We start from the raw sequence: 13,922 nt of genomic DNA, 5'->3' as shown, positions 1-13,922 counted from the left end.
GTCAGCGCGGCTCGAAACGGTAGACCGGTTCCTGCAACGGCGCCGGCGGCGACATCAGTCTGGCGCAGCGCTGGTCGAGGGCCAGCAGCATGGCATGGGCGCCAATGCGTCCGGCCTCGCGATCGGCGACGTGGCGCCAGGCGAGCAGCGCTTCGGGATAGCGTCCGGCCGCTTCCAGAAGTTCGGCGGCGATTGGCTGGCTGCCATCCGGTACCGGGGTGCCCGCGCGCAGGATCTGGGCGGTCCTGGACCAGCTTTCCCAATCGAAGTCGGGCGACAGCGGCAGCGGACGCTCCGGCAAGGCCGGCCGGTTGCCGGTGAGATAGGGACGCAGCGCCTGGCGGGCGACGGTTCGCTCCAGCCGTATCAAGGTGGTCTGGTCCGGCGCCGATCCGATGCTGGAACGGAAGCTCATCAGTTGCGCCGAGGCCTGGGCGCGGCCGAGCACCCGGTCGAGGCCGCTGAAAATCAGGATCTGCACGGCATCGTCGTCCTGGGCGGGATCGAGCCGGCCGGCCTGGATGTCCTCGACCAGTGGCTGCGCCACCTCGCTGCCGAGCCGCACCGAGCCGGTCTGGTTGAGCACAGTCATCAGGAATTGCGCACGCGGGGCGAGGCGCACCAGAGTGTTGACGTGGTCGATGCTGGTCGTCTCCGGCATGCGGCGCGCCTCCAGCTGCTCGGCAGCGGCGCGCAACTCCACAGGCAAGGCATCGCGCTGATAAGCCTGCGGGTTGAGTGTCGCGTAGCCGCGCCAGAGCGGGGCGAACAGCTCGGCAAGCCGGGCCGCGTCGGGCGGGGCGAACGGCGAACGCTTCAAGGTGGCGAGCCAGGCCGATGGATCAGACTTGGCCGCCAAGACTTCGAGGCTGAACCGCCAGAAGCCGGCGGCCTCGGCACGCCTGGCGACACGGTCCTTGGTGGCGTCGTCGAGATCAGCGAGGCCGCGGGCCAGCTGCACCTGCAGCGCGTCCGCCAGGATCGGGGTCTGCTGCGGCGAGGCCCGGCGTATTAAAGCCTTGAACAGACGCTCGCCGTCGTCATCGAGGATGGCGGCGCGGAAGGCTGAAGCGCTCAGCACCGGACCTGTCGCGCTGTCGATCGGGCCATCCAGCACGGTCGCGCGATCGGCGGGCCGGGCATGGGCGAGCCGCAATTCCTCGATCCGCTGCGGCGGCGGCCGGCGCTGGCGGAGCTCGTCGATCAGCCGGAGGCCGTCGGCATGGCTCAAGCCGGCATAGCGGATCTTGAGAAAAGCCGCGTCATCACTGGCGCGGTCGCGCCAGAAACGGCGCTCGATCCTGGGCTCGGTGAGCAGGAAGTCGGCGGCCGCTACAATGTCGGCGTTGAAACGGCAGGCGGGAACCGGCTGGCTCCACGCGCCCGAGCTTCCCCACAGAACCAGGCCGAGCGCGACAAGAGGAAGGCGAGTGGCCGTGCATGGCATGGCAAGCCTGTTCCGTGACCGGGCGTCTCGCCGTGCAGCCTAAGTCCGAGGCCCTGTCCGGCACAAGGCTGGCATGCATCGGGACAAATAGCTGCATATGCAGATTGTCAGTACCTGCATATGCAGCTATTTCTCGCCCATGAGCGATGGTTCTCTTGGTTCCGCTGCGACCACCCCGCCCTCGGCCTGTACCGGCGTGCGGATCCGCAAGGTCGCGCGCCTCGTTTCCCACATCTTCGACCAGCATCTCGAACCGCACGGCTTGACCGTCACCCAGTTTGGCCTGCTCGGTCAGCTCAAGTCCGATGACGGCGTCGGTATCGGCATGCTCGCCGAACGGATGGTCATGGACCCGACCAGCCTGACCCGCACGCTCAGGCCGCTGGAGCGCCAGGGCTTCGTCCGGCTGGCACATGACCCGCGTGATCGCCGGCATCGGCGCCTGCACCTCACGCCGGAAGGCCGTGCGGTCTACGAAGCGGCCCGGCCGGCCTGGCTCGCCGGCCAGCGCCAGATCGACCAGGCGCTCGGCGGCACCGACGCGACCACCCTCAATGCCCTGCTCGACCGGACCATTGAACGGCTGGCCCGCTGATGCCCGGCCATCGTTCGCCGTTCCGCCAACTATCTGCATATACAGCTAAATTTGTCGCTTCGGCCCCGCCATCCGCGCAAGATCGAGACGTGCCATGACCATGACCGCCGCAGCGACCGTCAACCCAATCGTCAGCGCGCCGGTGCTCGCGACGATCATCCGGCTGAGCCTGCCGAACATGCTGGCCATGGTGGCGACCGCCGCGGTGGCGATCGCCGAGACCGTTTATGTCGGGCTGCTCGGCACGGGGGCGCTCGCCGGCATGGCGCTGGTCTTCCCGATCATCATGCTGCAGCAGATGATGTCGGCCGGCGCCATGGGCGGCGGCGTGTCGTCGGCGATCAGCCGGGCCATCGGCGCCAATGACGACGCGCGCGCCCGCTCGCTCGCCTACCACACCGTGCTGATCGCGCTTGGCCTGGGGCTCGCCATCACCCTTGTCATGTTCGTCTTCGGCCGGCCGATCTACAGCGCGCTCGGCGGCCATGGCGAGGCGCTCGAACAGGCGCTGATCTATTCCAATGTCGTGTTTCTCGGCGCGCTGACGATCTGGCTGTGCAACCTGCTCGCCTCGATCATCCGGGGCGCCGGCAACATGACCGTGCCGTCCTCGACCCTGCTGGCGGTCGCCATTCTCCAGGTGGTGATCGGCGGCGGTCTCGGCCTCGGGCTCGGGCCGGTGCCGCGTCTCGGCATGTTCGGCATCGCGCTCGGCCAGGTCATCGCTTATGGCATCGGCGCGCTCATCATGTTCCGCTTCCTGCGCTCGGGCGCCTGCCGCATCGTGCTGCCGGTCTCCGGGGTCAGGCTGCGCGGCGAACATTTCGCCGACATCCTGAAGGTTGGCGCGCTCGCCTGCGTGTCGTCGTTCCAGTCGGTGCTGACCGTGCTGATCCTGACCGCGCTGGTGGCCCGTTTCGGCCACGAGGCGCTGGCCGGCTATGGCATCGGCTCGCGGCTCGAATTCATGCTGATCCCCTTCACCTTCGCGGTCGGCGTCTCCATGGTGCCGATGGTCGGCATGGCGATCGGCGCCGGCCAGCCGGAGCGGGCGAGGCGCGCGGCCTGGACCGGCGGCATGCTCGCCTTCGCCATCACCACGACCATTGGCCTTCTTGGCTGGCTCATGCCGTCGGCCTGGGCCGGCATGTTCACCGACAACCCGCAGGTGCTGGCCGCGGCCCGCTCCTATCTCATCTGGGCCGGACCGAGCTTCGGCTTTTATGGTCTCGGCCTCTGCCTCTATTTCGCCGCCCAGGGCGCCGGCCGGGTGCTGGGTCCGGTGCTCGCTGGCACGGCGCGCCTGGTGTCGGTGATCCTCGGCGGCTGGTGGCTGGTGGCGACCGACCAGCCGCAATGGATGCTGTTCGCGCTCGTCGGCCTGTCCATGGTGGTCTACGGCCTGACCACGGCCTATGCGATCCACATCACCCGCTGGGGGCCGAAGCGCGCCTGAGGCATCACGGCCCGAGGCGAATGCCTTCGGTCTCGGCGCGCCCGACCAGCCGGGCGGCATCGTCGGGCAGCAGGTAGCGTGCGGCGACCAGACGCTCGGCCGCTGCCTTGACGGTCGCCGCATAGGCCGCGGGGGTTGGGTAGCGCTCCTCGATCGAAAGGCGCGGATCGCCGGTATCGAGCCGCTCCTGGCGGGTCCGCGCGAAGGGAATGAACGAGCCGGCGAGCGAGCAGAAGCCGTCCTCGAAGCGGTCCTTGCGTCCGAGGTTCCAGCCGGTATAGGTGCCGATCGGCGCCTGCAGGAACAAGGAGCGCAGGCCACCGACATCATTGCCGTCGCCGTCGACCTGCGGCACCAGCAGGCCGTAACCGGCAGTGCTCTGGCGTGGCGGCTCGACCGTGATGACACCGCTGGTATCGGCGGCGACATAGCCGGGGCCGTAATCGAGCTGGAACAGCGGATTGGTCACCCGCAGCATCCTGACCTGCGGGCGCCGGACATTGCCATAGGCATTGGCCGGGATCGGCGGGAAACGCACCTGGTCCGGCGCCACCAGGGTGCCGTCGGCGATGCGCGGGATGGCGCTATCGGGCGGCGCCTTGTCCGACACCACCCAATCGGTCAGCCCGGTGATGAGCGCGCGCAGCGTCCAGATATGCGGATTGGGGTTCTGCTGCTGCTGGCAGACGCCGAACGGCTCGGCTGCCGGCAGCGGCAGGTTGGCCGGCCCATGCTGGGTCGAGGCCATGATATAGGTGCGGACATTGGCGGGATCGGTGACGTCGCGCCGGCCCATGGGGTCGGTCAGGCCGAGCGATTGGCGGCCCTCCCACATTTCCAGCGCGGTCGCGACATGGAAGATGCGCGGGCAGGTGCCGTTCGCCCGGCAGCGATCGAGCAGGCCCTGGTTGCGGCCGGTGAGCGGGTCGCGCTGGCGGCCATAGGTGAAGGGGAAGTCATAGGCCGGGTAGAGATGGTCGACCTGTTCGCCCCAGGCGCGGCCGGCTTGCGAGAACCGGACATTGAGCGGCATCAGCCCGCCGCCGATATGCGGCAGCGCGCCCTCGAAGGCGGTGCGGCCCTGTTCGTCGCGGTTGAAGCCGAGGTGAATGAACGAGCGGATCATCCGTCCGGACTGCGAGGTGCCCATGATGATCGCCCGCTGGCCGCGCCGGAACACCGGGTTGGCCGTGCCGGCCAGGTCCTTGTCGCGCCGCTTGAGGAAAGCCGCGAGGTCGCGGGTGGCGGCGAAACCGAGGCCGGTCACCAGCGGATCTTTGGCGCGATAGATCAGCTCGTAAAGCCGGCCCGGCTGGAAGCCCGCGGGCAGGCAGATCTGCCGGTCGCCTGAGGTGACGCCGTCGGCGTCATTGCAGGCGCCGAAGCTCCAGTCGCCGTTCGGGATCGCGACACGCGGCTCCTGCTGCCTGGCACGTACCGTCAAGGTCGGCAGGAAGCCGTCGGCAAAGGCGGTGCGATTGTCGGCCGAGGCGGTCGGGTAGCTCGCATGGGTCAGGCCGGTGAACCAGCCGCTCGACAGGTTCAGCGTCTTCGCCGGGGTCGCGGTGGTCAGTTCGGCGCGCACGAGGCCGGTGAGCGGCGAGCCGTCCGGGTTGCGCGCGGCCGGCACCGTCAGGGTCAGGCGGCCGTCGCCCGGCGCCACGTCGGCCTGCCAGCCGTACCAGACAAGGGTGTAGCCGGCCGCCATCAGGAAGCCGTCGCCGGCATCGGTCAGGTTGTTGTAGTCGGCCTGGTTGCCGGCGAGGCCGTCGTTGAAGTTGCGCAGCATCAGCTTGCGGCCGCGATTATGCACTTCGAACAGCAGGATGTTGTTGCCCCGGTCCGGATCGGCCGGCCGCAGGATGTCGATGTCGGTGACATATTCGACCATGCCGCGGGCATTGCGCGGCGCCAGGCGGATATCCTGGATGATGGCGTTCTGCGGCAGGTTCGGATCGACCTCGCCATGGGCCTTGCCGGAAAGCCGGACATAGCCGCCGACCTGGCCGAAGTTGCGGCCGCCGAAAGCCGGTTCCTGCCTGGTGATGTCGAGCCTGACGATGCGTGCGTCGGCCGGGCTCGAAAGACCTGCCGCGATCACTCCCAAGCCGATCCATGCGGACAGAATCCGCCCGATCTTCCGCAATGTCATGCCAGTCCTCCCAAACTTCTTGTTTGGGAGAGGCTAGAGGACGGTCGGCATCAGATGCAATCGGCCCGGCTGGACCGGCAGTCCTGCTCGCAGGACAGGCGTCTATCCTTGGCGCAGGTCGAGGATGATCTCGGCAACCTCGCGTGAATGGGTGTCGGTCATGCCGTGGCTGGCGCCGGCGATCGCCACGACCCGCGCGGCCGGCGCGAGCAGCCCGAGCGCCTGGGCAATGGCTACGGCGACCGGCGCGCTGGCGGTTCCATGGGCGACCGCCAACGGCCTGTCGAAACGCGCGAGGCTGGCTCCGCTCAGCGTTTCCGCGAAGGATGCGATGACATCCCCGGCGTTCTTTGCGGCGGAAGCGCGCAGGAACCCCTGCACCGGCGGCGGCAGACGGTTGAACGCCGAGGCGCCGAACCAGTAGTCGATCATGTCGGCAATGGCGTCTTTCTCTTCGGCTGCGGCGCGCGTCGCGTAGGAAGCAAAGAAGCGGCCGGCTTCATTCAGGGCCGCCTGATCGCCATTCAGCTCCAGAGCGCGAAAAAACACCGGCTCGAACAGCGCCAGGCCGCGGATCCGGTCAGGCGAGGCCGCCATGACATGCAACGCGACATTGCCACCGTAGGAATGACCCGCCAGGAAAACCGGTTCGCCGAGGCTGGCGACGAGTTCGCCGACGTCAGCCGCCATGGCGGCGGTTCCGCCGCCGGCCTCGGGCAGGGGGGCGGAACCGCCATAGCCGGGCAGATCCGGCGTCAGCACGCGAAACTGCCGATCCAGCAGCGGCACGACCCGGTTCCAGGCCCGGCCTTCGCCAGGCGAACCGTGGATCAGCAGCAAAGGCGGGCCGTCGCCCGTTTCCGAAAAGCACAGATTGCGCCCATCGGACAAAACGAATGTGGCCATGGCAGCTTCGCTCCGGACGACAGGACGGCAGGGATCAATGAATGCCAGGCAGGACCAGGATCGTCGAGCTGCCATGGGCGAGCACCTTGCCGTCCGCCGCGGTCAACCGCGCTTCGGCCGAGATCACCTGGCGTCCCTGGGCGACCACGCGCGCCTCGGCGCGGACCCGGCCGGTCGCCTGGCTGATCGGTCGCGACAGATTGCCCTTGGTCTCGATCGTCGTGTAGCCGCTGCCGGCGGGCAGCAGCGAATGGCCGGCGCAGGCGGCCACGCTGTCGATCAGGGTCAGCGCCCAGCCACCATGCACCCCGCCCATCGGATTGAGCAGATGGGCCCCGGGCTCGCCTTCGAAGGCGGCGAAACCGTCGCCGACCTCGATCAGCCAGAACGACAGGGTTTCAGAGATCGGTGCCTGTGGCAGCACGCCGTCGATGATGGCTTGAAGGACCTCCCGGCCGGTCTTGCCGGCAATGTCGGCCGGGCTGGCGAGGCCGTAACGTATCGCGGTTGCGGCAGGCGGCATGATCTGGCTCGGCATGTCTGGCTCCCCGTGCCATTTCGATTTGCATGTAGATACAACTAGTGTAGATACATAGACCTATGAACAAGGCACGGCAAGCTTCGAAATCACTCCGGTCGGATGCCAGTGCGGCGCTGGACGCCTGCGCCGGCTGGAACAGCCGGCTGGCGGCGCGCCGGATCAGCCAGTTCCTTGAGCGGCGCATGGCGGCTTCGGCGATGTCGCTGCCGCAGTTCTGGCTGATGGCGCAGATCGCCAGCACGCCGGACGACAGGCTCGGCGCGCTGGCCGAGCGCATGGGCCTCGATCCGTCCAGCCTGTCGCGTAATCTCAGGGTTCTGGAGCGTCTCGGCTGGATCGAGATCGCGCTGGTCGACCAGGATCAGCGTCGGCGGATGGTCTGGTTGACCGAGGCCGGGGCACATGCGCTGGAGGCTGCGATGCCGGTCTGGCGGCAGGCGCATGAGGCGCTCGGCCCCGCGCTCCCGCCCGACTTTGCCGGCCAGCTGTCAGGTCTCGCGGCGGCCTTGCCGGACGAGGACCGAGCGCAATCTGACGTTGCGCGGCAGGGCGCGGCCTGATCGACCGCCGGAGAGGCTGCATCGAGGCCTGTGGCAATCTTGCAACAGGCGGGGCAAAGCCATGGCCCGAGCGGGTTTATCACCTCGGCGACACCCCCTTGCCACAGTCTGGTCACGCTGCGCCGCGATCCCGGTCCCGTCACGTCGCCGCACCAGCCGGCTCAAGTGATCGGGCAGGTCTTCCATTAACCGATGGTTGACCATCCCGGCGAATGGTCGAGCAGTGCGGCGTACCTGCCTCACTGCTCGGCCATCCGTAAAAAACAAACGTCATTTCAGGATGTTAAAGAGCCGCTCCGAAACCATGAGCGAAGCCTTTGTTGCCCGTTTCGGGCGAGGCTTCAAGGTCGCAGGAAGGTTCGATTAACCCCCATCCTGGTAAAGGAACGGCTACGTTTTTCGTTAAGGAGATACCCATGCTGACCATGGCTCTCGGGCGCAACATGAAGTTTGCAGCCCTCATGGCAATGGGCCTGGCGCTTGGCGCCTGCGCTCAAAATCCCACCAACGGCGCTGGCGCCGGCGGGGCCGGCGGCGTGGGCGCCGCAAGCCCCGGCAGCCCGCAGGACTTCGTCGTCAATGTCGGCGACCGCGTGTTCTTCGAGACCGATTCATCCGAGCTGACCACCCAGGCCCGCTCGACCCTCGACAAGCAGGCGACCTGGCTGCAGCAGTACAACCGCTATTCCTTCACCGTCGAAGGTCATGCCGACGAGCGCGGCACGCGTGAATACAATATCGCCCTTGGCGCCCGCCGCGCCCAGACCGTGCGCGACTATCTCGGCGCCCGCGGCATTTCGTCGGCGCGCATCCGCACGATTTCTTACGGCAAGGAGCGGCCGGTCGCGGTTTGCGACAATATTTCCTGCTGGTCGCAGAACCGTCGCTCGGTGACCGTGCTGAGCGGTGGTGCCGGCTCCTGACGCTGAGTCACGGCCGGGCTGGCCAGATCAGGCCCGGCCAGCAAGGGTTTTGCCTTGGTGGTTTGCCCTGAGACTTGCCGGCAACGCCCGAAGAAATAAAGCGGCGCTCGTCTGACGAGCGCCGTTTTTGCTTGAATGGGGCCGAAATCTGGCCCAATTCGCACCTGCGAATAGTGTGGCTTGCGCGACTTGCGCAAAATCCATGGAGAGAGAACGACGATGACAGTCGGTCGGGCAGTCAGGGGCTGGCTCCGGTTCGAGATGTGGGCGGGGCTTGCCTTGGCGGCAGCTCTTGTCGTCGCCGCGAATGGCGGGGCGCAGGCACAGTCGGGGGCCGATCTCCTGGATCGGATCCAGCGGCTGGAGGCGCAGATCCGTTCGCTCAACGGCCAGCTCGAGCAGTCGCAATTCCGTATCCGGCAAATGGAAGATCAGGCGCGCCGCAGCCAGGCCGATCTGGAATTCCGGCTGAACGAACTGGAATCCCAGCGCGGCGGTGCTCGCCCGAGCCAGCCGCGGCAACAACCACAGCAGCCGGCGCAGCCGCAACGCCAGCAGCGGGGCGACGCCTTCGACCCGAACGCCCAGCAGGGCGCGGTCGGCACGCCGCGTGATCTCGGCGCCGTGCCGCCCGGCGGCAATGCCGCCCAGCCGCGCGTCGGCAGTATCGGACCGGGCGGGGCGACCGCCTCCACCGGCGGTGGTGTGCCGATGGGGCCGGCGGGGGGTGGCGGCAGCGACGGCGGCGCCCAGCCGCTCGACCTCGGGCAGATGTCCGGCCAGGCGGCGAACGACCCGACGCTTGACCCGCGTGACCCGCGCATGGCCGCGCGGCCGCCGGGCACCGGCACGCAGCAGATCATCGCGGCCTCGCCGCGCGACGAATATGATCAGGCGGTGGCGCTGGTCCAGCGGCGCGAATTCGAACAGGCCGAGATGGCGCTGCGCGGCTTTATTCAGAGCCATCCGCGCGACCGGCTGGTGGGCGATGCCACGCATCAGCTCGGCGAAACCATGTATCAGCGCCGGCAATATCGCGAAGCCGCCGAACAGTTCCTGAAGGTCTCCACCGATTATCCGCGCATCGGCCGCGCCCAGTCGAGCCTTTTGCGCCTCGGCCAGTCCCTGAACGCGCTCGGCGAGCGTGAGGCCGCCTGTGCCGCTTATGCCGAATTCAACCGCAAATACCCCAATGCCCGCCCGCAGACCAAGACCGCGGTCGCCAACGAGCAGCGCCGTGCAAGCTGCTGAGGTCGCCTCGGCCCGGCCTTTCGACAGCTCCGACCTCGCCGAACTCTTCGACCGTTTCGCCGATCATCCGGCCCTGCTGCTCGCCGTGTCGGGCGGCCCGGATTCGATGGGCCTGCTGGCCGCTGTCGCGCGCTGGCGCCAGGCGCGGCCCGACGGCCCGGCTTTGCATGTGGCGACCGTCGACCATGCGATCCGGCCGGAATCCGCCGATGAATGCGCGGTTGTCGAAGCGGCCGCGCGACATTTCGATCTTCCCGCCGCCACATTGGTCTGGCACGGCGTGAAACCGAAAGCCGGACTGCAGCGCGAGGCGCGGGCCGCCCGCTACCGGCTGCTGGCGGCCGAGGCCAAACGTGTCGGCGCCGGCGCGATCGTCACCGCCCACACCATTTCCGATCAGGCCGAGACGGTGCTGATGCGCTTCCTGCGCGGTTCCGGCCCGCTCGGCCTCAAGGCCATGGCGGAGATCACCGAGCGCGACGGCGTGGCAATCATCCGGCCATTCCTCTGGGAAACCGGCGACCGGCTCAAGGCCACGGCGCTGGCGGCAGGGCTGACCCCGGTCCAGGACCCCTCGAACATCGACGACCGGTTCACCCGCGTGCGACTGCGCAAGCTGATCGCCGCCATGGCCGGCGAGGGCCTCGACATCGAGCGCCTGGCGACCTTTGCCGGCCGCATGCGGCTGCTCGACGAAGCGCTGCGCCATCAGGCCGCCAAACTCGCGCAGGCGAGCCTCAAGCCGACGATCGTTCCGGGAACCCAGGTGTTCGAGGCGCAAAGCTGGCTCGCCGAGCCGCTGGCAACGGTGCAGATGCTGCTGTCACGGGCGATCGAGGAGGTCGGCGACAGTGAGGTTGCCGAGCGGCTTGCCGCGATCGAGGAGCTCTCGGTGCAGGTGCTGATGGCGCTCGCCGAGGGGCGGGCCGCCAAGACGACCCTGCGCGGCGCCGTGGTCGCGGTGACCGCCGAGGGGCGTGTCATCGTGTCGCGTGAACCAATGCGGCGCGCGGCGCGTGAATAGGCTAGTCGTCTGCCGACGTGCCGTGCAGCAAGACAAGATTGACCGGATTGCCATGTCGTTCGAACAGAACGGCTCGGATGCGCCGACCGCTCCTTGGCAAGGCCCGCCGCTGAACCTACATTACGTATTCGAACGGGCTGGGCCACAGACAGTCGCAGAGACGCGCCGCATTGGCGCAGGTGCGTGGCCAGGCCCTGGGGAAGGACCGCGATGAACTCGAATTTCCGCAACCTCGCCCTCTGGGTGATCATCGTCCTGCTTTTGCTGGCGTTGTTCACGCTGTTCCAGAGCCCGCAGCAACGGCAAGGTTCGTCCGATATGCCGTTCACGCAGTTCCTCTCCGAGGTTGACGGCGGACGCGTGCGCGATGTCACGATCCAGGGGCCCGAGGTCACCGGCCACTTCACCGATGGCCGGACCTTCCAGACCTATGCGCCGCCCTATCCGGGCTTGACGCAGAAGCTGTTCGAGAAGGGCGTGCAGGTGCAGGCCCGTCCGCCGGGCGAGCAGGTGCCGTGGTTCGTGGCGCTCCTCGCCCAGTGGTTCCCGGTCCTTCTGTTGATCGGCCTGTGGATCTTCATGTCGCGCCAGATCCAGGGCGCCGGCGGCAAGGCCATGGGTTTCGGCAAGTCCAAGGCCAAGCTTTTGACCGAGGCGCACGGCCGGGTCACCTTCGACGACGTCGCCGGCATCGACGAAGCCAAGCAGGACCTGCAGGAGATCGTCGAATTCCTGCGCGATCCGCAGAAGTTCCAGCGGCTCGGTGGCCGCATCCCGCGTGGCGTGCTGTTGGTCGGCCCGCCCGGCACGGGTAAGACGCTGACCGCCAAGGCGGTGGCCGGCGAAGCCAATGTGCCGTTCTTCACCATTTCCGGTTCGGATTTCGTCGAGATGTTCGTCGGCGTCGGCGCCAGCCGTGTCCGCGACATGTTCGAACAGGCCAAGAAGAATGCGCCCTGCATCATCTTCATCGACGAAATCGACGCGGTCGGCCGCCATCGCGGCGCCGGCCTCGGCGGCGGCAATGACGAGCGCGAGCAGACGCTGAACCAGTTGCTGGTCGAGATGGATGGCTTCGAGCCGAACGAGGGCATCATCATCATCGCGGCGACCAACCGTCCCGATGTTCTCGATCCGGCGCTGCTGCGTCCCGGCCGTTTCGATCGCCAGATCGTGGTGCCGAACCCGGATGTCAACGGCCGCGAGAAGATCTTGAAGGTTCATGCCCGCAAGGTGCCGCTGGCGCCCGACGTGGACCTGAAGATCATTGCCCGCGGCACGCCCGGCTTCTCCGGCGCCGACCTGATGAACCTGGTCAACGAGGCGGCTCTGCTGGCGGCCCGGCGCTCCAAGCGCATGGTCACCATGGCCGATCTCGAGGATGCCAAGGACAAGGTCATGATGGGCGCCGAGCGTCGGTCGATGGCAATGTCCGAGGAAGAAAAGAAGCTGACCGCCTATCACGAGGCCGGTCACGCGGTTGTCGGCATGAACGTCGAGGCCGGCCTGCCGGTGCACAAGGCGACGATCATCCCGCGCGGCCGTGCGCTCGGCATGGTCAAGTTCTTGCCCGAGGGCGACCGCTATTCCATGAAGTACAAGGAATATACGTCGCATCTGGCGGTCGCCATGGGCGGTCGCGTGGCGGAAGAGCTGACCTTCGGCAAGGAGAACGTCACCTCCGGCGCCGTCGGCGACATCGATCAGGCGACCAAGATGGCGCGCGCCATGGTCACCCGCATGGGCTTCTCCGAGGAGCTTGGCCTGGTCGCTTATGGCGACAATCAGGAAGAGGTGTTCCTCGGCATGTCGATGGGCCGGCAGCAGAGCATCTCGGAATCAACCGCGCAGAAGATCGACACCGAGGTCAAGCGGCTGGTCCAGGAAGGCTATATCGAAGCCAAGCGGATCCTGACCGAGAAGCACGACGAGTTCATCCGGGTTGCCGAGGCGCTGCTCGAATATGAAACGCTGTCGGGCGACGAGATCAAGGATCTGATCGCCGGCAAGCCGCCGGTGCGCGACACCGAGCCGGACAAGAATGCCGGCCGCTCCTCGGCGGTACCGACCGCCGGCAAGGGCCGCCGCCCGGCCAATGACGACGGCCTGGAGCCGCAACCTTCGGCTTGACGCCGGTTGCCATGACCTGAGAACACTCGAGCGGCGGGACACAGTGCCCGCCGCTTTTGTTTGTCAGGCCCGGAGCCGCGGATGACCATCGCCAAAGTCGAACCGTTCATCCTGCATGTCCCGGTGACCGGCTCGAGCATTTCCGACAGCACCCATACGCTGTCCCATTGGGGCGTGGTCGGCGTGCGGATCACCACCAGCGACGGTTTCGTCGGCACCGGCTTTACCGGCACCCATGCCGATCTCGCCGGCGACCGGTTGATCACGACCTGCATCGCCTCCTGTTATGCCGAGCTGCTGATCGGCGAAGACGAGGCCGATATCACCCGGCTCTGGCAGAAGATCGCCCGGCATCCGCCGATGCAGTGGATCGGCCGCGCCGGCATCAGCCATATCGCGCTCGGCGCCGTCGACATCGCGCTCTGGGACATCAAGGCGCAACGTGCCGAACAGCCGCTGTGGAAGCTGCTGGGCGGCGCGACCTGCGAGCGGCTGATGGCCTATAATACCGATATCGGCTGGCTCTCGATCCCTGACGATCAACTGATCGCCGGGGCGCGGCGGGCGGTTGGCGACGAGGGCTTCCGCGGCATCAAGATCAAGGTCGGCTCGCCCGATATGGCGCGCGACCTGAGGCGTTTGCAGGCGGTGCGGCGGGCCATCGGGCCAGGCATCATGCTGGCGGTCGACGGCAATGGCCGCTGGGACCTGCCGACCGCCATGCGCTTCTGCCGCGAGGCCGACGGGCTCGACATCTTCTGGTTCGAGGAGCCGCTCTGGTACGACGACATAGCAGGCCATGCCGCGCTCGCCCGGACCAGCTGCATTCCCGTGGCGCTCGGCGAGCAGCTCTATACGGCAGAAGCCTTTTCGGAGTTCATCGGGCGCGGCGCGGGGAAGTGTCAGGAATTTCGTGTGCGGGCGAGCGGTTGAACAT

General features: G+C 67.6%; 12 protein-coding genes. 8 read left to right on the top strand and 4 right to left on the bottom strand.

Annotation, left to right across the window (positions count from 1 at the left end):
• Position 1: 1 nt before the first annotated feature.
• Positions 2 to 1,447: a hypothetical protein gene (locus tag E8M01_RS04920; RefSeq protein ID WP_136959092.1), complete on the bottom strand. Its 1,446-nt coding sequence runs from the start codon at positions 1,445 to 1,447 to the stop codon at positions 2 to 4.
• 139 nt (positions 1,448 to 1,586) lie between these two features.
• Between E8M01_RS04920 and E8M01_RS04915 the strand changes: the two genes are divergently transcribed.
• Together E8M01_RS04915 and E8M01_RS04910 are read left to right on the top strand one after the other, a co-directional pair.
• Positions 1,587 to 2,042, top strand: a complete 456-nt coding sequence (locus E8M01_RS04915; protein WP_170181789.1) for a MarR family winged helix-turn-helix transcriptional regulator — start codon at positions 1,587 to 1,589, stop codon at positions 2,040 to 2,042.
• Positions 2,043 to 2,136: 94 nt separating this feature from the next.
• A complete protein-coding gene (locus tag E8M01_RS04910) occupies positions 2,137 to 3,498 on the top strand; it encodes an MATE family efflux transporter (RefSeq protein WP_136959090.1) in 1,362 nt (453 codons plus the stop codon).
• 4 nt (positions 3,499 to 3,502) lie between these two features.
• Here E8M01_RS04910 and E8M01_RS04905 read toward each other — a convergent pair whose 3' ends face one another.
• The 3 genes from E8M01_RS04905 to E8M01_RS04895 form a co-directional block, all read right to left on the bottom strand.
• Positions 3,503 to 5,650, bottom strand: a complete 2,148-nt coding sequence (locus tag E8M01_RS04905; RefSeq protein ID WP_136959089.1) for an alpha/beta hydrolase domain-containing protein — start codon at positions 5,648 to 5,650, stop codon at positions 3,503 to 3,505.
• A 102-nt stretch (positions 5,651 to 5,752) separates the two neighbouring features.
• Positions 5,753 to 6,556, bottom strand: a complete 804-nt coding sequence (locus E8M01_RS04900) for an alpha/beta fold hydrolase (protein ID WP_170181788.1) — start codon at positions 6,554 to 6,556, stop codon at positions 5,753 to 5,755.
• A gap of 34 nt (positions 6,557 to 6,590) precedes the next feature.
• A complete protein-coding gene (locus E8M01_RS04895) occupies positions 6,591 to 7,094 on the bottom strand; it encodes a PaaI family thioesterase (protein WP_246088600.1) in 504 nt (167 codons plus the stop codon).
• A gap of 62 nt (positions 7,095 to 7,156) precedes the next feature.
• Here E8M01_RS04895 and E8M01_RS04890 point away from each other — a divergent pair, with 62 nt between their 5' ends.
• From E8M01_RS04890 to E8M01_RS04865, 6 genes are all read left to right on the top strand, one after another.
• The gene (locus E8M01_RS04890; RefSeq protein ID WP_136959087.1) at positions 7,157 to 7,657 is read left to right on the top strand and encodes a MarR family winged helix-turn-helix transcriptional regulator; all 501 of its coding nucleotides are present in this window, start codon (positions 7,157 to 7,159) and stop codon (positions 7,655 to 7,657) included.
• A 416-nt stretch (positions 7,658 to 8,073) separates the two neighbouring features.
• Positions 8,074 to 8,580, top strand: coding sequence for a peptidoglycan-associated lipoprotein Pal (gene pal, locus E8M01_RS04885; protein WP_136959086.1), 507 nt, complete (start codon positions 8,074 to 8,076; stop codon positions 8,578 to 8,580).
• Positions 8,581 to 8,799: 219 nt separating this feature from the next.
• Positions 8,800 to 9,831, top strand: coding sequence for a tetratricopeptide repeat protein (locus E8M01_RS04880; RefSeq protein ID WP_246088599.1), 1,032 nt, complete (start codon positions 8,800 to 8,802; stop codon positions 9,829 to 9,831).
• Positions 9,818 to 10,855 (top strand): tRNA lysidine(34) synthetase TilS, encoded by a 1,038-nt coding sequence (gene tilS / locus E8M01_RS04875; protein ID WP_170181787.1) that lies wholly within the window; start codon positions 9,818 to 9,820, stop codon positions 10,853 to 10,855. The genes E8M01_RS04880 and tilS overlap by 14 nt, the downstream gene beginning before the upstream one ends.
• 210 nt (positions 10,856 to 11,065) lie before the next feature.
• Positions 11,066 to 12,985, top strand: a complete 1,920-nt coding sequence (ftsH, locus tag E8M01_RS04870) for an ATP-dependent zinc metalloprotease FtsH (RefSeq protein ID WP_136964454.1) — start codon at positions 11,066 to 11,068, stop codon at positions 12,983 to 12,985.
• 81 nt (positions 12,986 to 13,066) lie between these two features.
• Complete coding sequence (locus E8M01_RS04865; protein WP_136959084.1) at positions 13,067 to 13,918, top strand: mandelate racemase/muconate lactonizing enzyme family protein; 852 nt, start codon at positions 13,067 to 13,069, stop codon at positions 13,916 to 13,918.
• The last annotated feature ends 4 nt before the right edge of the window (positions 13,919 to 13,922 follow it).

The sequence above is a fragment of the Phreatobacter stygius genome, from assembly GCF_005144885.1.
Taxonomy (GTDB): Bacteria; Pseudomonadota; Alphaproteobacteria; order Rhizobiales; family Phreatobacteraceae; genus Phreatobacter; species Phreatobacter stygius.
The sequence above is the reverse complement of the archived record's forward strand: the minus strand, read 5'-3'. Positions and strand labels throughout refer to the sequence as shown.

Bases quoted from the DNA above. Each gene is read 5' to 3' on its own strand.
- E8M01_RS04890 (WP_136959087.1), top strand. From the start codon at position 7,157: ATGAACAAGGCACGGCAAGCTTCGAAATCACTCCGGTCGGATGCCAGT.
- E8M01_RS04865 (WP_136959084.1), top strand. From the start codon at position 13,067: ATGACCATCGCCAAAGTCGAACCGTTCATCCTGCATGTCCCGGTGACC.
- E8M01_RS04895 (WP_246088600.1), bottom strand. From the start codon at position 7,094: ATGCCGAGCCAGATCATGCCGCCTGCCGCAACCGCGATACGTTACGGC.
- E8M01_RS04880 (WP_246088599.1), top strand. From the start codon at position 8,800: ATGACAGTCGGTCGGGCAGTCAGGGGCTGGCTCCGGTTCGAGATGTGG.
- E8M01_RS04905 (WP_136959089.1), bottom strand. From the start codon at position 5,650: ATGACATTGCGGAAGATCGGGCGGATTCTGTCCGCATGGATCGGCTTG.
- E8M01_RS04915 (WP_170181789.1), top strand. From the start codon at position 1,587: ATGAGCGATGGTTCTCTTGGTTCCGCTGCGACCACCCCGCCCTCGGCC.
- pal (WP_136959086.1), top strand. From the start codon at position 8,074: ATGCTGACCATGGCTCTCGGGCGCAACATGAAGTTTGCAGCCCTCATG.
- ftsH (WP_136964454.1), top strand. From the start codon at position 11,066: ATGAACTCGAATTTCCGCAACCTCGCCCTCTGGGTGATCATCGTCCTG.
- E8M01_RS04900 (WP_170181788.1), bottom strand. From the start codon at position 6,556: ATGGCCACATTCGTTTTGTCCGATGGGCGCAATCTGTGCTTTTCGGAA.
- E8M01_RS04920 (WP_136959092.1), bottom strand. From the start codon at position 1,447: ATGCCATGCACGGCCACTCGCCTTCCTCTTGTCGCGCTCGGCCTGGTT.
- E8M01_RS04910 (WP_136959090.1), top strand. From the start codon at position 2,137: ATGACCATGACCGCCGCAGCGACCGTCAACCCAATCGTCAGCGCGCCG.